We start from the raw sequence: 18,889 nt of genomic DNA, 5'->3' as shown, positions 1-18,889 counted from the left end.
CCCTGCCCAGGGTTTGCTTTTGACTCGTTGGCAGCGAAGGTCGATGGCAGAGGCAGCAGAAAGTTTCTGGATAATTCAGCAGGCTAACGCTCCTACCGGGGCAGCCACAGAAAGGCGTCATTCAATGAAGAAGACAGCAACCACCGGGTTCTCCCGCAGGATCTTCCTGGGAGCGGCAGTCACGGCAGCGGGCCTGGGCCTGAGCGGCTGCGCTGGAGGTGGTTCCCCGGCAGCAGGCGGCAACGTTGAACTCAACTTCGTCTACTGGGGCGACGCCAACCGGGCCAAGATGACGGATGCGGCCATCAAGGTCTTTGAGGAGAAGAATCCCGGCATCACCATCAAGAGCGAATACCAGGACAGCGGTCCCTACGCGGACAAGCTGGCCACCCGGTTTGCCGGCGGCAACCCGCCGGACGTTCTCAATATGGCCAACAGAACCCTGCTTGAGTATGCCCAGCGCGGCACCTTGGCCGATCTCAAGTCCCTGCCGGAAATCGAACTTGGGGACATTCCCCAGACCATCCAGAGCCGCGGGGAAGTGGACGGCAAACTGTACGGGCTGGCCACCGGCGTCAACCTGATTGGCATGGTGGTGAACAAGACCATCACGGACCAGGCCGGCGTCACCATCCCCGACGACAAGACCTGGAGCTGGGAAGACTACGCAAAGTTTGCCACCGAGGTGAGCCAGAAGACCGGCGGAAAGGTTTACGGCGCAGGCTACGACGTCTCGACCGAGACCGGCCCCATCCTGTTCGCCCGGCAGCGCGGCGAGGACTTCTATACCGAGGACAACAAGCTCGGCGTCAGCGAAGACACCATCCGCGAGTGGTTCCAGTACAGCGTTGACCTGCGCAACGCGGGGGGCTACCCGCCCGCGGGATTCTTTGAGCAGATCGGTGGTTCTCCTGCGCAGTCCTACCTGGCGAAGGGCACTGTGGCCTCCCAGATCATTCCCATCAACAATTTCAAGGCTTACAACGAGGCCGCCGGCGGCAACGTCGTTCTGTTGAGGATGCCCGGCGAGACTACGGAGAAACGGCGCGGTTACTCCGCCGATCCCAGCATGCTCTGGTCCGTCGCCGCAAAGTCCAAGCACCCCAAGGAAGCGGCCAAGTTCGTAAACTTCCTCATCAACGACGCCGACGGGGCTGCAGAAACACTGACCCAACGTGGTGTGCCCATTAATCCCAAGGTTGCCGAGGCCATCAAGCCAAAGCTCGGTACCGATGACACAAAATTCGTGGAGATGGTGGCCGCCATCCAGGAAGACGACCTTCCCCCGGCCTACGTCTACCCCAAGGGCGCCAGCGTGGTGGCTGACACCCTCAAGCAGCTGGCCACCGAGGTGGAGTTCGGCAGGATCACCCCGGCTGACGCCGCCAAGACATTCCTTGAGAAGAGCAATGCAGCCATCAACAAGTAGCACCCGCCCACAGCAGAAAGGAGCCTGACGCATGTCGGTGCTGACCAAACAAGCCCCCGGCGCGGCGGCCTCGCTTGCGGCAGGACCTCCGGGCCGCCGGAAGCGGGGCACCGCGCGGCGGAGGAACCAGCGTTCGGGCTACCTGTTCCTGCTGCCCTGGTTCCTGGGCATGCTCTTCACCATCATCCCGTTCTTCGCCTCCCTGTACCTGGCATTCACTGACTACAACCTGTTCACCGAACCCAACTTCGTGGGGCTGGCGAACTTCCAGGCGATGACCGAGGACCCCCGGCTGTGGCAGTCCCTAAAGGTCACCTTCATTTACACGTTCGTTTCGGTGCCCATTTCGCTGGCCGTCGCACTGCTGATCGCCCTGGTGCTCAACCGGGGGCTGCAGGGCCTGGCCATCTACAGGTCCGTGTACTACCTGCCCTCCCTGTTGGGCGGCAGCGTGGCCATCGTGATGCTATGGCGCTACATCTTCGGCAACGAAGGAATCGTCAACAGCTTCCTGGGACTGTTCGGGATCGCCGGCCCGGCCTGGGTGACGGATCCGGATTTCTCCCTGAGCACCCTGATCGTCCTGAACGTCTGGACCTTCGGCTCCCCCATGGTGATCTTCCTGGCAGGACTGCGGCAGGTCCCCACCATGTATTACGAAGCGGCTTCCATCGACGGGGCGTCCCGGTGGCGGCAGTTCCGCAACATCACCATCCCGCTGATCAGCCCGATCATCTTCTTCAACCTCATCATGCAGCTCATCGGGTCCTTCCAGACCTTCACCCAGGGCTACGTCATGAGCGGCGGCACCGGCGGTCCGGCTGATTCGACGCTGTTCTACAACCTCTACCTGTACCAAAAGGGCTTCACCGAATTCGAGATGGGGTACGCCTCGGCGATGGCCTGGCTGCTGCTGATGATCATTGCGATCTTCACCGCCATCAACTTCATCGCATCCAAGTTCTGGGTCTTCTACGACAATTAAGGCAACCCCCATGGCACTCCTCGAATCACCCCGCACATCAGCCACCAAACCCGGGAAACCTGCGAAGCAGCCCAAGCAGGCGGATCCGGAAGACGCCCTCACCGGGACGCGGGGCACCCGGTTTTCCCGGCATCTGATCCTTTGCCTGGTGGGGCTGGTGATGATGTACCCGCTGCTGTGGCTGATCTCCAGCTCCTTCAAGCCCAGCAACGACATTTTCCGGCAGCTGGGGCTGTGGCCGGACAACTGGGATTTCAACAACTACGCCGAGGGCTGGACCGCGCTCAACCAGCCCTTCCACGTCTACCTGATCAACTCGATGATCGTGGTGGTCTTCTCCATCATCGGCAACATCTTCTCCTGTGCCTTGGCGGCGTACGCCTTTGCCCGGATGGAGTTCACGGGCCGGAAGCTGTTTTTCGCCCTGATGCTGGGCACGCTGATGCTCCCGGGGCACGTGCTCCTGGTGCCGCAGTACATCATCTTTTCGCAGCTCGGCTGGCTGGACACCTACCTGCCGCTGATCGTGCCCAACTTCATGGCCACCAACGCTTTCTTCATTTTCCTGATGGTGCAGTTCATGAAGGCGCTGCCCAAGGAACTGGACGACGCCGCGCAGATCGATGGCTGCGGACCGTTCCGCACGTTCCTGCGGGTCATCCTGCCGCTCTGCGTTCCCGCCATGGCCACCACAGCCATCTTCACGTTCATTTCAACGTGGAACGAGTTCTTCGGCCCCCTGCTCTACATCCAGAACCAGGACCTCTACACCGTCCCGCTGGCACTCCGGGCCTTCATGGACTCTGAGGGCCAGAGCATGTGGGGACCCATGTTCGCCATGTCCGTGGTGTCCATCGCACCCATCATCGGCTTCTTCATTGCCGGCCAGAAGTACCTCATCAACGGCATCGCCACCACAGGCCTGAAGTAGCCAACGTCTCTCCACGCATCACCCACTCAACAACACAGTGCACGGAGCCCGGGCTGGAGGCTGCCCGGGTTCCGGAACAAAGGAGTTTTGCATGAGTTTGCGTCGGTTCTTAGGTGCGGCAACCGCCGTCGTCCTTCTGTCCAGCCTGGCGAGCGCCCCGGCGACGGCGGCACCGCCGCTGCAGGCATCAGGTGCCGCGACCTCGCCGGTTCAGGCACCAGCAGTCCAGGCAGCTTCAGTCCTGGCACCCGCGGTTCTTGCCCCCTTTTCGCTGTCCGAGGGGAACGGGCCGCTGTGGAAGCAGACGCCCGACGGCTTCGCATCGCTTCCCGGGAACGGGCTGGCGGGCACCACCGGCGGGCAGGCGGGACGGATTGTCACGGCTTCCACCATCGCCCAGCTCCAGGAGTATGCCTCCGCTGCAGAGCCACTGGTGATCTTCATCAGCGGCTCGCTCACTGCTGATCAGTACGTCAAGATTCCGGTGGCGGCCAACAAGAGCTTCATCGGCACGGGGGCAGGGGCCGAGGTGGTCAACGCCGGCTTCAAGCTGATCAACGTCTCCAACGTGATCTTCCGGAACTTCACGGTCCGGGATTCGTACATCCCGGGTGACTGGGACGGCAAGCGGCCGGACAACGACCGTGACGGCATCCAGCTCGATACCAGCCACCACGTCTGGGTGGACCATATGAAGTTCGAGCGGATGGGCGACGGCCTGATCGATACCCGCAAGGACTCGGACTACCTGACCTATTCCTGGAACGTGTTCGCGGACAACAACAAAGCCCTGGGCGTGGGCTGGACCGCCAACGCCGTCACCAAGATGACCATCCACCACAACTGGATCCGCAACACCACCCAGCGGAACTTCAGCCTGGACAACACTGCCGCCGCGCATGTCTACAACAACTACCTCCAGGACGTGGGCCAGTACGGCATGATGGGCCGCAACAACGCCAAGGTGGTGCTGGAAGGAAACTACTTCACCGCCGTCCAGGACCCGATTGTGGCCAAGGACCCCGCCACCCAGGTGGTCAACCGCGACAACATCTTCGACTCCACCCGGGGCCGCAAGGACAACGTGGGAGCCGCATTCGACCCCGCCGCGTACTACTCCTACACCCTGGACAGCGCCGCGGCAGTGCCGGGCATCGTCAGCGCCGGCGCCGGCCCCCGCGAAAACAATGCACCGAACAAGACCACAAACATCACCGTGGCTCTGGACGGGACGGGAGACTTCGGCAGCCTGCAGGCGGCCATTGGATCCATCCCTGCCGGCAGCACCCAGCCGCGGACCATCACAGTCAAACCCGGCACCTACCGCGAAGTGGTGAACGTCTGGGCGGACCGCCCCAACCTCACCATCCAGGGCGCAACAGCCAACCCGGCCGACGTCGTCATCACCTACGACCTGCCGGCGAACAGTGCCAAGTTCTTCGGCGGAACCTGGGGAGCCGTGGGCAGCGCCACGCTGACCGTGGCAGCCCCGGGCACCACCGTCCGGAACCTGACAGTGGAAAACGCCTACGACGAAGCAGCCAACGGTGGAAGCCAGGCGCTGGCCGTCCGCAGCGTCGCAGACAAAGTGGTGTTTGACGGCACCCGCTTCCTGGGCAACCAGGACACCTACCTCGCCGACACCACAGGCCGGGACGCCACCGCCAGGACCTACCTGAAGAACTGCTACATCGAAGGCGACGTGGACTTCCTCTACGGCCGCGGCACCGCCGTCTTTGACGGCTGCACCATCCATTCCCTGGACCGGGGAAACGACACGAACAACGGCTACATCGTGGCCCCGAGCACCAAGAACTCCAACCCGTACGGCTTCCTGATCGTCAACAGCACGCTCACCTCCGATGCCGCTCCGGGCACCGTCAGCCTGGGCCGTCCCTGGTTTGCCAGCAGCGATCCGGACGCCCACCCCATGGCGGTCATCCGGGACTCAGTCCTGGGCAACCACATCGCAGTCCAAGGTTGGGCGGACATGAGCGGCCACGCGTGGACCGAGGGCCGGTTCGCTGAGTACAGAAACACCGGCCCCGGTGCCTACGTGAACGAGTTCCACGCGCAGCTGTCCGAAGCGGATGCCGCCAAATTCACCGTGGACGCGTTCCTCGGCGACTGGAACCCGGCAGGACATGGTTGACATGGCCGGCCGCCACCATTTCGAGGAGAACCACAGATGATGTCCCTGGCTGGATCCGTTGTACTGGCCACCGCTGTTGCCCTCGCCGGGCCACTTCCGTCAGCGGCACCATCCGGCGCCGAGCGTTCGCAAAGCACCCCGGACCTGGGCCGGCAAGTCCTCGCCGCGGGCGATGGCTGGGCCTCCGCTGACGGCGGCACCACCGGCGGGTCCAGTGCGGCGCCCGCCAACGTCCACGAAGTTTCAACGAGGGATGAACTCGCCGCCGCGGTGGCGGGAAACGAGCCCAAGATCGTGTACGTGAAGCAGGGCTTCAACGCAAACACCGGCCCGGATGGCGCCGCCATCACGTGCGGGGACTACGCAACCGGCGGCTACTCACTTGAGGCCTACCTCGCGGCTTTCGACCCGGCTCACTGGACGGGGCCGGCCGCGGGGCCCCTCGAAGACGCCCGCAAAGCCTCAAGTGCGAAGCAGCGCGAGCGGGTCCGGGTCAATATCGGCGCCAACACCACCATCGTGGGCGTAGGTGACGTCCAGCTCACGGGCTTCACGTTGAACATCGACAATGTGGATAACGTGATTGTCCGCAACCTCCATCTCTCCGACGCCTACGACTGCTTCCCGGGCTGGAACGGGGACACCTGGAAAACCGAGTGGGACAACCTGGTGGTCTCCGGCTCCACCCATGTGTGGCTGGACCACCTGACGCTGGACGACGGCGAAACAGCCGATGCCATCCAGCCCCGGTATTTCGGTGAGCGGTTCCTGCGCCACGACGGCCTCCTCGACGTTGTCCGGCAGGCAGACCTGGTCACCATTTCCTGGAGCCGGCTCTCGGGCCACGACAAATCCATGCTGTGGGGCAACGGAGACGGTGCCACGGCGGACCGCGGCAAGCTGCGGGTCACCCTCCACCACAACGAATTCGTGGACGTTGGGCAGCGTGCGCCCCGGGTCCGGTTCGGGCAGGCACACGTGTACAACAACGTGTACCGCGTGACGGATCCGGCACAGTACCAGTACTCGTGGGGTGCGGGCGTGGAGTCCAGCATCATCGCCCGTAACAACACCTTCGAACTCGCGGACGGTATCCCGGCCGCACAGATCATCCGGAGTTTTGGCGGCACGGGAATCGACGAGGCAGGCACCTGGGTCAACGGCCGGAAGATCAACGTCCTGGACGCCTATAACGCTGCCAACCCGGATTCTGCGCTGTCCCCTGCAGTCAGCGGCACCACCGGACCGCACCTGCGAATCGAACCGGCTCCGGCAGCCCGGGAAAGGGTGGGGCGTGAAGCAGGGTCTGGCCAAGGCTCTTAAAGTCCTACTAGTCTTCAGGAACGGCCCGCAACCGGGAGCAACGATGATCACGAGGAGCGAAGTTGTCCAATCACACGTACAGCATTTCTGAAATTGTCGGTACCTCCACGGAAGGTGTGGACGACGCCGTTCGAAACGGGATCGCCAAGGCTTCCCAGACCCTCCGCAACCTTGACTGGTTCGAGGTCAAGGAAGTCCGGGGCCACCTCGAAGACGGCAAGGTGGCGGACTGGCAGGTGACCATCAAGATCGGTTTCCGCCTCGAAGAATAGTTGGACCAGCCCTTAAGCAGATGAAGAAGGCCGTGACCCCGGGGGTCACGGCCTTCTTCATGCGGCACAGCCCTTGTGCCGGTACTGCGTGGGCTTCGCTTTAGTAGGACTGTCCCAGCGACCGGCGCCGCCATACTGTGGGAACGCCGTCGAACGCGGGAAAAACGTGGCCCTCGAAGAAGGACAGCACGGTGTGTGGGTCGTGGTCCGGGCTCCACAGTCCGGATACCGGGCAGTGCGAGCCGGTGGACGTCGAGGCGGTGCCGGCGGGAGCGGCCTGGCGTTCTTTCAGCAGCGCGATGCGTTTCATCGTTGAGACCATCCTTGGGAAGAAGTGTGTTCCCCAAGCCTACGAAACCCCGCGGGCCGCCAAAATGGATCTCTGGCCAAACAAGGCGTTTCTGTGTGGCCAAACGCACAAGGCTTTTAGGGCTCTGCGACGTCGGTCGGCGGAACCTCGGCTGCCCGCTCCCGTTCGGACGGCGCCTCGCCCGCGCCCAGGCTGCCCAGCAGGGCCAACGCGTCCGACGACGGCGAGCCCGGTTTCGCTGAATAAACCCTCAGCACCTGGTCGGGGTCGTCGGGGAGGGCGAGGCTTTCAAAGTTCAGTTCGAGGTCTCCCACGGTGGGGTGATGCAGGCGCACGATCCCCGCGGACCGGCTGGCCACCCGGTGCCCGGCCCACCACTGCCGGAACTGTTCGCTGTTCACCGCGAGCTCCCCCACCAGCTGGTTGGCCTGTGGATCGTTCGGGTGGCGGCCCACATCGAGCCGCAGCGCACCGGCAGCCTCGGCCGCCAACGTCTTCCAGTCGCGGAACAGTTCCCGGGCCGCCGGATCAAGAATGAGCCAGCGGGTGAGGTTCCGCTCGGCCGCGGGCAGCGAGGGGAAATCGGTGAACAGCAGGTACGCCATCCTGTTGCCGGCGAGGACGTCGTTGCGGCGGCCCAGCAGCAGCGCGGGCACATCGCCCACAGCCTCGAGCAGTTGCCGCAGCCCCGGCCGCACCCCCTGGGCTGCCGGGCCGGGCGTCCGCGGGTTGGCGGCGCAGTTCTCCAGCAGGTCCATCATGTGCGCATGCTCGCTGCTGTCCAGCCGCAATGCCCGCGACACTGCGTCAAGGACGTTCCGGGAAGGATGGATGTTGCGGCCCTGTTCGAGCCGGACATAGTAGTCCGTGCTGACTCCCGCCAGGCGGGCTACTTCCTCGCGCCGCAGCCCCGGCACTCGGCGGGCACCCGTGGTGGGCCCGGCGCCGGCGTCCTCGGGTGTCAGGCGCGAGCGCATGGCTTTGAGGAATTTTCCGAACTCGGCACTTTGACCCATGCTGACCATTCTGCCCGCCCGTCCGGCACTCCTCCTACACCGAAGGTAGGACTGCCAGTCCTAGGAAAAACAGGATCACGGTTACCTGCTGACGTGGCGGGCAAAAGTGCATAGGCTCAGTACTGAGCCAGCGGAAACCGCTTTCTCCCCCGTCGAGCCAACGGCACCGATCCCAGCATCATTCAAGGAGCACCATGTCAGAGCTGACACTGAACAACGGCGTCACCATCCCCCAGCTTGGCCTCGGCGTTTTCCAGGTCCCGCCGGAAGATACCCAGCGGATCGTTGAGGACGCATTCGAGGCAGGTTACCGGCACATCGATACGGCTGCCGGGTACCGAAACGAGGCAGGTGTTGGCGCCGCCATCGCGGCGACGGGCCTCCCGCGCGAGGACATCTTCGTCACAACCAAGCTCCGGAACGGCGAGCAGGGCAAGGCCCAGGAGGCATTCCAGAACAGCCGCAAGGCGCTGGGAGTCGACTTCGTCGACCTCTACCTCATCCACTGGCCCGTCCCGTCGCAGGGAGTGTTCGTCCAGGCCTGGAAGGAACTGGAACGGCTCTACGACAACAAGCAGATCCGGGCCATCGGCGTCTCCAACTTCCTCTCAGACCACCTGGACACCCTGCTGGAATCGTCCGAAATCGTCCCCGCCGTGAACCAGATCGAACTGCACCCCAGCTACCAGCAGGCGGACCTCGCAGCCAAGTGCCGGAGCCTGGGCATCGAGGTGGAGGCCTACAGCCCGCTGGGGCAGGGCGGGGACCTGAACGGCAACGCCGTCACGGCCATTGCAGACGCCCATGGAGCCACCACGGCGCAGGTGGTGCTCGCCTGGCACCTCGCCTCAGGCAACATCGTGATCCCCAAAACCGTGAACCCCGAGCGCATGCGCGAGAACTTTGCCGCGTCCTCCCTCACGCTTTCCGACGACGAACTGGCCAGCATCACCGCCCTGGAGTCGGGCGCCCGCATTGGCTCGGATCCCGCCGTCGCGTCCTTTACCCAGATGTAGAAAGGTCTCTCCAATGCAGTACACCCACCTTGGCCGCTCAGGCCTGCAGGTCTCCCGCCTTTGCCTTGGCACCATGAACTTCGGCCCCCAGACCGAGGAGGCCGATGCGCACAGCATCATGGACTCCGCGCGGGAGAACGGCATCAACTTCTTCGACACCGCCAACGTGTATGGCGGCGCCGGCCACCGCGGCTGGACCGAAGAGATCATCGGACGCTGGTTCGCCAAGGGCGGCGAGCGCCGGGAACACACGGTGCTGGCCACCAAGCTCTACGGGACCATGACGGACCGTCCCAACGAATCCAAGCTCTCCGCGCTGAACATCCGGCGCGCCCTGGATGCCAGCCTCAAGCGGCTGCAGACGGACTACATCGACGTCTACCAGTTCCACCACATCGACAGAAACACCCCGTGGGACGAGATCTGGCAGGCCATCGAGGTGGCAGTCCAGCAGGGCAAGATCCTGTACTCGGGCAGCAGCAACTTTGCCGGCTGGCACATCGCCCAGGCCCAGGAGGCAGCGCACCGGCGCAATTACACGGGCCTCGTCAGCGAGCAGTCCATCTACAACCTGTTCCGCCGTGAACTGGAGCTTGAGGTCATCCCGGCGGCGCAGCAGTACGGCCTGGGGCTTATCCCCTGGTCGCCGCTGCAGGGCGGGCTCCTGGGCGGGGTACTGAAGAAGGAGCGCGACGGCGTCCGGCGCAGCGAGGGACGGGCCCTGGAAACCCTGAAGAAGCACGAGGACCAGATCCGCCAGTACGAGGACCTTGCCGATGACCTGGGGCACGAACCCGGGGACGTCGCGCTGGCCTGGCTCCTGCACCAGCCCGCCGTCACGGCTCCGATCGTGGGGCCCAGGACGCAGGAACAGCTGGACGCCGCCATCCGTGCCCTGGACGTCACCCTCGACGAGGACGCGCTCAAGCGGCTGGACCACATCTTCCCGGGGCACAAGACCGCTCCGGAAGACTACGCGTGGTAACCCCGCCGCCAGTTGCCGGGAGACCAGTTGCCGGGACACCCGAACGGACGGTAGCGCCGCGGAGCATCCTCTTCATCGGCGGTACCGGTGTCATCAGCGCGGCGGCGGCTGAACACGCCGTCGCGCTGGGCCACCGGCTCACCATCCTGAACCGGGGCCGGTCCAACCGCCCGGTCCCGGACGGAGCGGAGGTCCTGCACGCGGACGTCCGGCACCCGGCGTCGGTTAGGAAGGTGCTGGGCGGCCGGGAGTTCGACGCCGTTGCGGACTTTATCTCGTACACCCCGGACCAGGCCCAGGCCGGGCTCGAGCTGTTCCGCGGCCGGACCGGACAGTACGTGTTCATCAGTTCCGCGTCGGCGTACCAGAAGCCACCCACCCGGTTGCCCATCCTGGAATCAACGCCGCTGAAGAACCCGTCCTGGCAGTACTCACGGGACAAGATCGCCTGTGAGGAGCTGCTGTTCCGCGCCTACCGGGACGAGGATTTCCCGCTCACTGTGGTGCGCCCCTCCCACACCTATGACCGGACCAAAATCGCCATGGTGGGCGGCTGGACGGACATCCACCGGATGCGCGCCGGCCTCCCCGTTATGGTCCACGGCGACGGGACTTCGCTGTGGACGCTGACCCACAGCAAGGACTTTGCCAAGGCCTTCGTGGGTCTGCTCGGCAGGCCGCAGGCGGTGGGTGAAAGCTACACGATCACCTCTGACGAGTACCTGCCGTGGAACCAGATCTACCGGCTGTTCGCCCGGGCTGCCGGGGTGGCTGAGCCGGAACTGGTGCACGTGGCCTCGGAAACCATAGCGGCCCACAGCCCGGAACTCGGGCCCAACCTGCTGGGCGACAGGTCGCACTCGGTGGTGTTCGACAACACCAAGATCAAGTCCCTGGTGCCGGAGTACACCGCCACCATCCCGTTCGCCGATGGTGCCCGGGAAATCGTCCAGTGGTACGACGCCAACCCGGAGCTGCAGCAGGTGGACCAGTCCTACATGGACCTCAGCGACACCCTCACAAAATGGGCCGTGGGCGGCGCGCCCTAGCGCCACGCAGGGACCAAGAGGAACACGCAGGAATTGGCAGGACGCCGACGGCGGGAGGTGGGCTCCCGCCGTCGGCGTCCTTTTCCTGCCGCGCCCCGTGGCGCGGAGGCCTACTTCCGGTGCCAGGTGCCGGCGTCGTCCGCGGCGAACGCATCCAGCGCCGGCAGCGCGCGGCCGGCAAAATCGAAGACTGCCTGGTTTTCCCAGGCATTGCCTGACGCGGGGTCGGCCGGATCCCAGCCGTTGCCGGGAACCGACGTCCAGGCGGGCTCCCAGTAGACGGCGCCGATGCCGCGTCCGCCTGGAGCGGATGCCACCACGTCCTGGACCGCCCGGAAATTGGCGGCCTGGCCCGCCGGTGTTGCCGGGTAGCCCTTGACGAGCTGGGACCCGTTGGCGATCACGTTTTCCCACGGGGCGTTGGGGTTGTCCTCGAGGGTGAACGGGTACGAGGTCTCCACCACCAGCACGTCCTTGCCGTACCGCTGGGACAGGGTGGTCACGGCGTTCTGCAGGTCCGCCAGGGTGCCGTGCCAGTACCCGTAATAGGACAGGCCGATGACGTCCATGGGCACGCCGCGCTTGGTGACTTCATCGAACCACCAGGTCAGCCCGCCGATGCCGTTGTTGATGTTGGTCAGGTGGAGCACCGTCCTGGTGTCCGGGCTGACGTCCTTGACGGCACGGGTTCCGGCTTTGAGGAAGGTGGCAAGGTTGTCCCACTGGGCGCCGTCCACACCGTCCGCAGGATCAACGTCCCAGGTCTGGCCCAGCGGCCAGAGCATGCCGGGGTTGATTTCGTTGCCCACCTGCGCGGCGTACGGCGTGATGCCGGCGGCCTTCAGTGCAGCCATGACGTCCTTGGTGTGTGCGTACACGGCGTCGGCCATGGCTGCCGCGGACATGCCCTTCCAGGCTGCGGGAACGCCCTGGGCCCCGGGATCGGTCCAGCGGTCGGAGTAGTGGAAGTCCACCAGCACCTTCATGCCTTGGGCCTGGGCGCGTTTGGCCATCTCCACCACCTGCTGCCGGGTGTTGTAGCCATCGGCCGGATTGACCCAGACCTTCAGGCGGACCAGGTTGGCGCCGGCATCGGCAAAAGCCTCCACCGGGTCCACCCGGGTGCCGTCCGCCGTGGCGTACACGGCGCCGTGGTCCTCGTTCTTGGGAACGCCGGAGAGGTCGGCGCCGCGGAAGGTGCGCTCCACGCGGCCTTCGGCGAAAGTCACGTTGTCCATGCTGGCCCAGGCCCCGGCCCCAGTGGTTGTAAGGGAGAGGGTGCATTTGCCGGCCACATTGGCGCTGACGGCGAGGGTCAGCCACTGGTCATCGGTTTCCGTGGAGGGCAGGACCGTGGAACCGTCGCTGCCGCATCCGGAGAGGACCAGGCGCGAGGAATCCACCGGGCCGCCGGACTTGATCGAGGCGCGGAGGGTCCACCACCCCTTCTTCAGGCCCGTGACGGTCTGCGATGTGGTCACCGTGTTGTCCGAGGCCAGGTAGTGGGTGAGCCGGTGCGCCGAGTCGGCTCCCCCGGACTCCACCGTGGCCGCGCCGTCCGGGCCGGAAACGGACCAGCCCGCGGTTCCCGCTTCGAAGCCCGGATTGGCTACGGACGCCGGTCCAACGCTAGATGGCTTGCCCGGGGCCGCAGCGGCTGGACCGGCAGCCAGCAACGTTCCTGCCAGGGCCAGCGCGGTGACGGCGGCCAGGGTCCGGCCGGAGGGCAACGTCCGGCCGGAAAGTCGTATGCGGCCAGACTGTCGATTGCTGGGAGTGTGCGTCGTGCGGGGATTTATCACTGGGGGCGTCCTCCTTGACGTTGAACCTTGCAGCCTTTGGTGTGGAACCCAGGCGTGGAAACCGGCCGGGGCCTGGGCGGCCCCGGCCGGCGGTCTTTAGGGCTGGCTGGAACCTTCCGGGTTGCGGATGACCCGCACGGTTCCGGCCGGAATGGCGGCGACGCCGTCCACCCTTTCACCGGAGACCATGTCCAGTCCCGAGACTGCGAATGACGCGTCAGCCTCGGTGTGGTTGATCAGGAACGTGAAGTGGTCGGCGCCGTTGCTGCGCACGGACACCTCCAGGCCTGACGGGTGCCCGTCTCCCGTGGACAGCCCTGCGTGGGCCAGTGCTTCCGCCAGGATGGCGGCCAGGCCGGCGTCGTCCAGGTCTGTGGAGACGTACCAGGCCGTGCCGCTGCCGAAAGCGTTGCGGGTGATGGCCGGTCCCGGTGCGGCCGGACCGTCCTGGTAACGGGCCACCACGTCCGCGGTGGTGGGGTGGATTTCCTCGGACCAGATGGTGCCGGTCCCCCGGCCGGAGCTGAGCTGGACTGCCTGGTGTTCGCGCAGGGGCAGGAACTCGTGGATTTCCAACCCCAGCAGGTCACGCAGCGGACCGGGCGAAGCCCCCGGGGGAACGGTGTCCGTGGCGTCCACGATGCCCGAGAAGTAGGACACCACCAGGTGCCCGCCGCCCCGCACATAGTTGCGCAGGTTGGCCGCCGCAGGTTCGCCCACGAGGTACAGGGCAGGGGCCAGCACCAGGTCGTAGCCGGAAAGATCCGATTCCGGGTGGGCGAAGTCCACGGCGACGCCACGGTTCCACAGCACCGAGTAGTAGGCCTCGATCCGCTCGCGGTGGGTCAGCTCGTTGCTGGGCCGCCACTCCAGGTCCTGGGCCCAGAAGGATTCAACGTCCCACAGGATGGCCACCTTGGCGCTGACGGTGGAGCCCTTCACGGCCGTGAGCTTCTTCAGGTCGTCGCCCAGGTCCAGGACTTCCCGCCAGATCCGGGTTCCCGTTCCGGCGTGCGGAAGCATGGCCGAGTGGAACTTTTCCGCCCCGAAGCGGGAGGCGCGGAACTGGAAGAACATCACGGCATCGGCGCCGCGGGCCACGTGGGCCAGGCTGTTGCGGGCCAGCTCCCCCGGACGCTTGGCGATATTACGGCCCTGCCAGTTCACGGCGCTGGTGGAGTGCTCCATGAGCATCCACGGCTTGTTCCCGGCCAGCGAGCGGGTGAGGTCGGCATCCATGGACAGGAGGATGTGGTTGTCCGTCCGCTGCGCCACGAGGTAGTGGTCATTGGCCACGATGTCCACCTCCCGGCTCCAGGCCCAATAGTCCGGGGACAAGCAGTTGGTGGCCATGAAGTTGGTGGTCACCGGGATGTGGGGGGCGTAGCGGCGGATGACGTCGCGTTCTGCGATGAAGCACTCCAGCATGGCGTTGGAGGTGAACCGGGCGAAGTCCAGCCGCTGGCCCTGGTTGCTGACGCTCGCGGAGATCCGCGGGGCGTCGATCTCGTCCCAGGCGTTGTACTTCTGGCCCCAGAAGAGGGTGCCCCAGGCCGCGTTTAGGGCGTCGAGGCTGCCGTAGCGGGCCTGCAGCCAGGTCCGGAACGCCGCCACGGAGGCGCCGTCGTAGGACTCGCTGACGGGGGCGCCGTACTCGTTGTGGACGTGCCAGAGGACGACGCCGGGGTGGGAACCATAGCGCCGCGCCAGCTGTTCGGTGATGTTCGCCGCAGCCCGGCGGTAGTCCGGCGAGCTGGGCGCGGCCATTCCGCGGGAACCATGGCCCAGGGTGACTCCGTCCCGCGTCACGGGATGGGCCTGGGGGTACTTCTTCCAGAACCATGCCGGCGGGGCTGCGGTGGGGGTGCCCAGGTCGATGCTGATGCCGGCATCGGTGAGCAGGCCAACAAGGTGGTCCAGCCACTCGAAGTCGTACTCCCCTTCCCGCGGTTCCAGCAGGACCCAGGAGAAGATCCCGACGCTGACCAGGTTGATGCCGGCCTCGCGCATCAGGGCGATGTCCTCAACCCACACCTCGCGGGGCCACTGCTCCGGGTTGTAGTCCCCGCCGTAGCAAAGGCCCGCCGGGCGCTGGACCCACGGCGCCGGCGCGAGTCCGGGTGCTGGGGCCTGCAGGACGTCTGTCATCGGGTGATCTCCTTAGAACTGTGTGCGCTCCCAGTAGTATCACAGCTCCTAGTTGAAGTGATACAGGCAATATTCTGTTGACATAGATCACAACTGTGTGAATTACTGGAACCGCTCACAGGACTTGGTTGACGCAGTGTGTCCGCCTCCGCCGCAGCACAACGGATCCCGCACCGGGGTCCCACCAGCTCTTACACAGCCAGCTTTTTCGACAAGGAGGACGGAATGCGCAGCTCATTTCGTGCAGGCGCAGTGGCAATGATGGCCGCAGCGGCCCTGCTTACCGCAGGATGTTCCACAGGTTCGGGCACCAACGCCGTGGAACAGAACACCGATCCCAACCAGAAGGTGGAACTGACCTACTGGGCCTGGGCCCCCAACCTGGACAAGGTGGTGGAAATCTGGAACGAGAAGAACCCCAACATCCACGTCACGGTCAACAAGCAGGACGGCGGCGATCCCGCCATCACCAAACTGCTGACGGCCGTCAACGCCGGTTCCGGCGCGCCGGACCTGATCCAGGCGGAGTACCAGAAGATCCCCACCCTCGTGGCGGCGGACGCGCTGGCAGACCTCTCCGGAACCGAAGCCAACGACACCAAGGACACGTTCCCCGAGGCCGTCTGGAATTCCGTCACCCTCGGTGGCGACGCCCTCTACGCCGTTCCGCAGGACACCGGCCCCATGGCGTTCTACTACCGTGCGGACATTTTCGAGCGCCTGGGCCTCGCCGTCCCCACCACCTGGGAGGAATACGCCGCGGCGGCCAAGACCGTTCACGACGCTGACCCCGAGGCTTACCTGGGCACTTTCTCCTCCAACGACGCCGGCTGGTTCACGGGCATGGCCCAGCAGGCCGGCGCGTCATGGTGGGCCATCGACGGTGACGCGTGGAGCGTCAAGATCGCCGAGGACCCCACAGAAAAGGTGGCCGGCTACTGGGGAGGCCTGGTGGAGCAGGGCACCATCGACAACAAGCCCATGTACACCCCCGAATGGAACGCCGCACTGAATAACGGCAAGCAGGTGGGCTGGCTCAGCGCTGCCTGGGCCCCCGGCGTGCTCTCCGGCAACGCCGGCGCAACTGCCGGCAAGTGGAAAGTTGCCCCCATGCCGCAGTGGGATTCCGCCAAGCCCGCCACCGGCAACTGGGGTGGCTCCTCCACCGCAGTGACATCGCAGTCCAAGAACGTCGCCGCGGCTTCCAAGTTCGCTTCGTGGCTGAATACCGATCCTGAGGCCGTCAAGGCCCTGGTGGACGTGGCCGGCATCTACCCGGCCGACACCGAAGGCGCCAAGACGGCACTGACCAAGGCACCGGAGTTCTTCAGCAACCAGCCCGACTTCTACGATGTGGTGGGCAAAGCTGCGCAGAGCGTCACATCGTTCAGCTACGGCCCCAACGTCAACGTTGCCTACAACGCTTACAACGATCAGTTCGCCAAAGCTGCCCAGGCCAAAACCAAGAGTGCGTTCCTGGACGCCGTGGCCGGCATGCAGCAGGTCACCGTTGACGACCTGAAGAAGACCGGCTTCACAGTCAAGTAGTCCCGCCTGCCGGGAGGGTGCCGCGGCGCCCTCCCGGTTCGTTCCCCACCACCCACCCAAGGAAGTGCAACATGGCAGCGACAGCGACCGCGCCAACCACGGCGGAGAAGACCGCAACTGCCGGGCCCGGGACTCCCCGAAAGGCCCGGAGCTTCAGGCAGCGCGCCCTGACCCCGTACGCGATGCTGGCGCCTGGCATTGTCCTGTTCCTGGTGTTCATGGCGGCACCGATCGCCTACACCCTGGTGTTGAGCTTCCAACAGAAGAAGGTCAGCGGGCTGGGGCTCGGCAAGGGCGCACAAAGCACAGTGTTTGCCGGGTTCGACAACTACATCCGCTCCCTGACCGACCCCGAGTTCACCGCCAGCGTCCTCCGTGTCCTCACCTACGGCGCCATCCTGATCCCGCTGATGCTCGGCTTCGCCCTGCTCTTCGCCCTCCTCCTGGACTCGCGGCGCACCCGTGCCGGCAACTTTTCCCGCACCGCCATCTTCCTGCCCTATGCCGTGCCGGCCGTCATCAGCTCGCTTCTCTGGGGCTTCCTGTACCTGCCCGGCGTCAGCCCCTTCCACTTCGTGGCGGACAGGCTGGGAATCGCGTTGCCTTCGCTGCTGAACCCGGACCTGATCACCTTTGCCATCGCCAACATCGCCCTGTGGGGAGGCGTGGGCTTCAACATGATCGTCATGTACACCTCACTCAAGGCCGTGCCCCAGGAAATCTATGAGGCCGCCAAACTGGACGGCGCCTCGGAGATCCAGACCGCACTCCGCATCAAGATCCCCATCATTGCCCCCTCAGTGGTCATGACGGCCCTGTTTTCCATGATCGCCACCCTGCAGGTCTTCGCCGAACCCACCACGCTCCGCCCGCTGGCAAACAGCCTCTCCACGAGCTGGTCCCCGCTGATGCTCGTCTACCGGGACGCCTTCACCCGCAATGACATTTACTCCGCGGCCGCCACCAGCATCATCATCGCCCTCGCCACCTTCGCCATTTCCTTCCTCTTCCTGCGCATTGTGCAGAAGCGGGCCTTCGGACAGGAGAACTGACCGTGTCCACTCCCACTGAGATCCGCGAGAAGCCGAGCTTCCTTTCCACCGGCATCCTGATCCTCGGGGCGCTGTACTGCCTGTTCCCGGTCATCTGGGTGGTGGCCGCGGCCAGCAAGAGCAGCGACGAGCTCTTCTCAACCTTTACTTTTGCGCCCAGCATCCACTTGTGGGACAACATCGTGGAGCTGACCGCCTACCGGGACGGCGTGTTCTGGCGATGGATGCTCAACACCGCCCTCTACGCCGGCGTGGGAGCCCTGCTCTCCACCTGGGTGTCCGCCCTCTCCGGCTACGTCCTGGCCAAGTACGACTTTCCCGGCAAGAACGGCGTGTTCAAGGTCCTCCTCATGGGCGTGCTGGTTCCGGGCGTCATCCTGGCCATCCCGCAGTACCTGATGCTGGCCCAGCTGGGCCTGACCAACACGTACTGGTCCGTTCTCCTGCCGCAGATCATCAGCCCCTATGGGATCTACCTGGCCCGCATCTATGCCGCGGCGTCGGTTCCCGGAGACGTGATCGAGGCTGCCCGGACGGAGGGCGCCAAGGACATGTACATCTTCAACCGCATTGCGTTGCCCATGATGCTCCCCGGCCTGGTGACCATCTTCCTGTTCCAGTTCGTGGCCATCTGGAACAACTTCATGCTGCCGTACATCATGCTGGGCGATGACAAGCTGTTCCCGTTGACGGTGGGCCTGAACGGACTGCTCAACCAGGGCGCCACCGCCCCGGCGCTGTACACGCTGGTGCTGGCCGGAGCCCTGCTGTCCATCGTGCCGCTGGTCATCATGTTCCTGTTCCTGCAGCGTTACTGGCGCGTTGACCTCGCCGCCGGCGCCGTAAAGGCCTAGGGCTGGATAGGCTCGGA

The 18,889-nt window shown here is 65.1% G+C and carries 16 protein-coding genes; 12 read left to right on the top strand and 4 right to left on the bottom strand.

Annotated features, from left to right (window positions below; all coding sequences use genetic code 11):
* The first annotated feature begins 124 nt into the window (after positions 1–124).
* The 6 genes from BLT71_RS03765 to BLT71_RS03740 all read left to right on the top strand — a co-directional run bounded on the left by BLT71_RS03765 (position 125) and on the right by BLT71_RS03740 (position 7,092).
* A complete protein-coding gene (locus tag BLT71_RS03765; protein WP_091717710.1) occupies positions 125–1,429 on the top strand; it encodes an ABC transporter substrate-binding protein in 1,305 nt (434 codons plus the stop codon).
* Between the two features lie 31 nt (positions 1,430–1,460).
* Positions 1,461–2,414, top strand: a complete 954-nt coding sequence (locus tag BLT71_RS03760; protein ID WP_056082505.1) for a carbohydrate ABC transporter permease — start codon at positions 1,461–1,463, stop codon at positions 2,412–2,414.
* Between the two features lie 10 nt (positions 2,415–2,424).
* Positions 2,425–3,345: a carbohydrate ABC transporter permease gene (locus tag BLT71_RS03755; protein WP_091717708.1), complete on the top strand. Its 921-nt coding sequence runs from the start codon at positions 2,425–2,427 to the stop codon at positions 3,343–3,345.
* Between the two features lie 91 nt (positions 3,346–3,436).
* Entirely contained in the window at positions 3,437–5,497 is a 2,061-nt protein-coding gene (locus BLT71_RS03750) for a pectinesterase family protein (RefSeq protein ID WP_091717706.1), read from the top strand.
* Positions 5,498–5,533: 36 nt separating this feature from the next.
* Positions 5,534–6,820 carry a pectate lyase family protein gene (locus BLT71_RS03745; protein ID WP_197676729.1) on the top strand — a complete coding sequence of 429 codons (1,287 nt, stop codon included), beginning with the start codon at positions 5,534–5,536 and terminating at the stop codon, positions 6,818–6,820.
* 62 nt (positions 6,821–6,882) lie between these two features.
* A complete protein-coding gene (locus BLT71_RS03740) occupies positions 6,883–7,092 on the top strand; it encodes a dodecin (RefSeq protein WP_091717704.1) in 210 nt (69 codons plus the stop codon).
* Positions 7,093–7,192: 100 nt separating this feature from the next.
* On the opposite strand, the gene BLT71_RS03735 is transcribed toward BLT71_RS03740, so the two are convergent.
* Positions 7,193–7,402: a hypothetical protein gene (locus tag BLT71_RS03735; RefSeq protein WP_091717703.1), complete on the bottom strand. Its 210-nt coding sequence runs from the start codon at positions 7,400–7,402 to the stop codon at positions 7,193–7,195.
* 116 nt (positions 7,403–7,518) lie between these two features.
* Positions 7,519–8,418, bottom strand: coding sequence for a helix-turn-helix domain-containing protein (locus BLT71_RS03730; RefSeq protein ID WP_231994437.1), 900 nt, complete (start codon positions 8,416–8,418; stop codon positions 7,519–7,521).
* 194 nt (positions 8,419–8,612) lie between these two features.
* On the opposite strand from BLT71_RS03730, the gene BLT71_RS03725 reads away from it, so the two are divergent.
* The 3 genes from BLT71_RS03725 to BLT71_RS03715 are packed head-to-tail and all read left to right on the top strand — an operon-like array spanning position 8,613 to position 11,468.
* Positions 8,613–9,434 carry an aldo/keto reductase gene (locus BLT71_RS03725; protein ID WP_091717699.1) on the top strand — a complete coding sequence of 274 codons (822 nt, stop codon included), beginning with the start codon at positions 8,613–8,615 and terminating at the stop codon, positions 9,432–9,434.
* Positions 9,435–9,447: 13 nt separating this feature from the next.
* The gene (locus BLT71_RS03720) at positions 9,448–10,419 is read left to right on the top strand and encodes an aldo/keto reductase (protein ID WP_091717697.1); all 972 of its coding nucleotides are present in this window, start codon (positions 9,448–9,450) and stop codon (positions 10,417–10,419) included.
* Complete coding sequence (locus BLT71_RS03715) at positions 10,413–11,468, top strand: SDR family oxidoreductase (protein ID WP_091717695.1); 1,056 nt, start codon at positions 10,413–10,415, stop codon at positions 11,466–11,468. The genes BLT71_RS03720 and BLT71_RS03715 overlap by 7 nt, the downstream gene beginning before the upstream one ends.
* Before the next feature lie 110 nt (positions 11,469–11,578).
* Here the strand turns inward: BLT71_RS03715 and BLT71_RS03710 are convergent, their stop codons facing one another.
* Together BLT71_RS03710 and BLT71_RS03705 are read right to left on the bottom strand one after the other, a co-directional pair.
* Positions 11,579–13,270 carry a glycoside hydrolase family 53 protein gene (locus BLT71_RS03710; RefSeq protein WP_231994436.1) on the bottom strand — a complete coding sequence of 564 codons (1,692 nt, stop codon included), beginning with the start codon at positions 13,268–13,270 and terminating at the stop codon, positions 11,579–11,581.
* A gap of 96 nt (positions 13,271–13,366) precedes the next feature.
* A complete protein-coding gene (locus BLT71_RS03705; RefSeq protein WP_091717691.1) occupies positions 13,367–15,418 on the bottom strand; it encodes a beta-galactosidase in 2,052 nt (683 codons plus the stop codon).
* A gap of 225 nt (positions 15,419–15,643) precedes the next feature.
* On the opposite strand from BLT71_RS03705, the gene BLT71_RS03700 reads away from it, so the two are divergent.
* The 3 genes from BLT71_RS03700 (at position 15,644) to BLT71_RS03690 (ending at position 18,872) form a co-directional block, all read left to right on the top strand.
* On the top strand, positions 15,644–16,966 hold the full coding sequence (locus BLT71_RS03700) for an ABC transporter substrate-binding protein (protein ID WP_091723788.1): 1,323 nt from the start codon (positions 15,644–15,646) through the stop codon (positions 16,964–16,966).
* Between the two features lie 71 nt (positions 16,967–17,037).
* Positions 17,038–18,018 carry a carbohydrate ABC transporter permease gene (locus BLT71_RS03695; protein WP_091717689.1) on the top strand — a complete coding sequence of 327 codons (981 nt, stop codon included), beginning with the start codon at positions 17,038–17,040 and terminating at the stop codon, positions 18,016–18,018.
* 2 nt (positions 18,019–18,020) lie between these two features.
* A complete protein-coding gene (locus BLT71_RS03690) occupies positions 18,021–18,872 on the top strand; it encodes a carbohydrate ABC transporter permease (RefSeq protein ID WP_407681233.1) in 852 nt (283 codons plus the stop codon).
* The last annotated feature ends 17 nt before the right edge of the window (positions 18,873–18,889 follow it).

The sequence above is a fragment of the Pseudarthrobacter equi genome, from assembly GCF_900105535.1.
Taxonomy (GTDB): Bacteria; Actinomycetota; Actinomycetes; order Actinomycetales; family Micrococcaceae; genus Arthrobacter; species Arthrobacter equi.
Note: the sequence above shows the minus strand (reverse complement) of the source record. Positions and strands in the feature narration are given on the sequence as shown.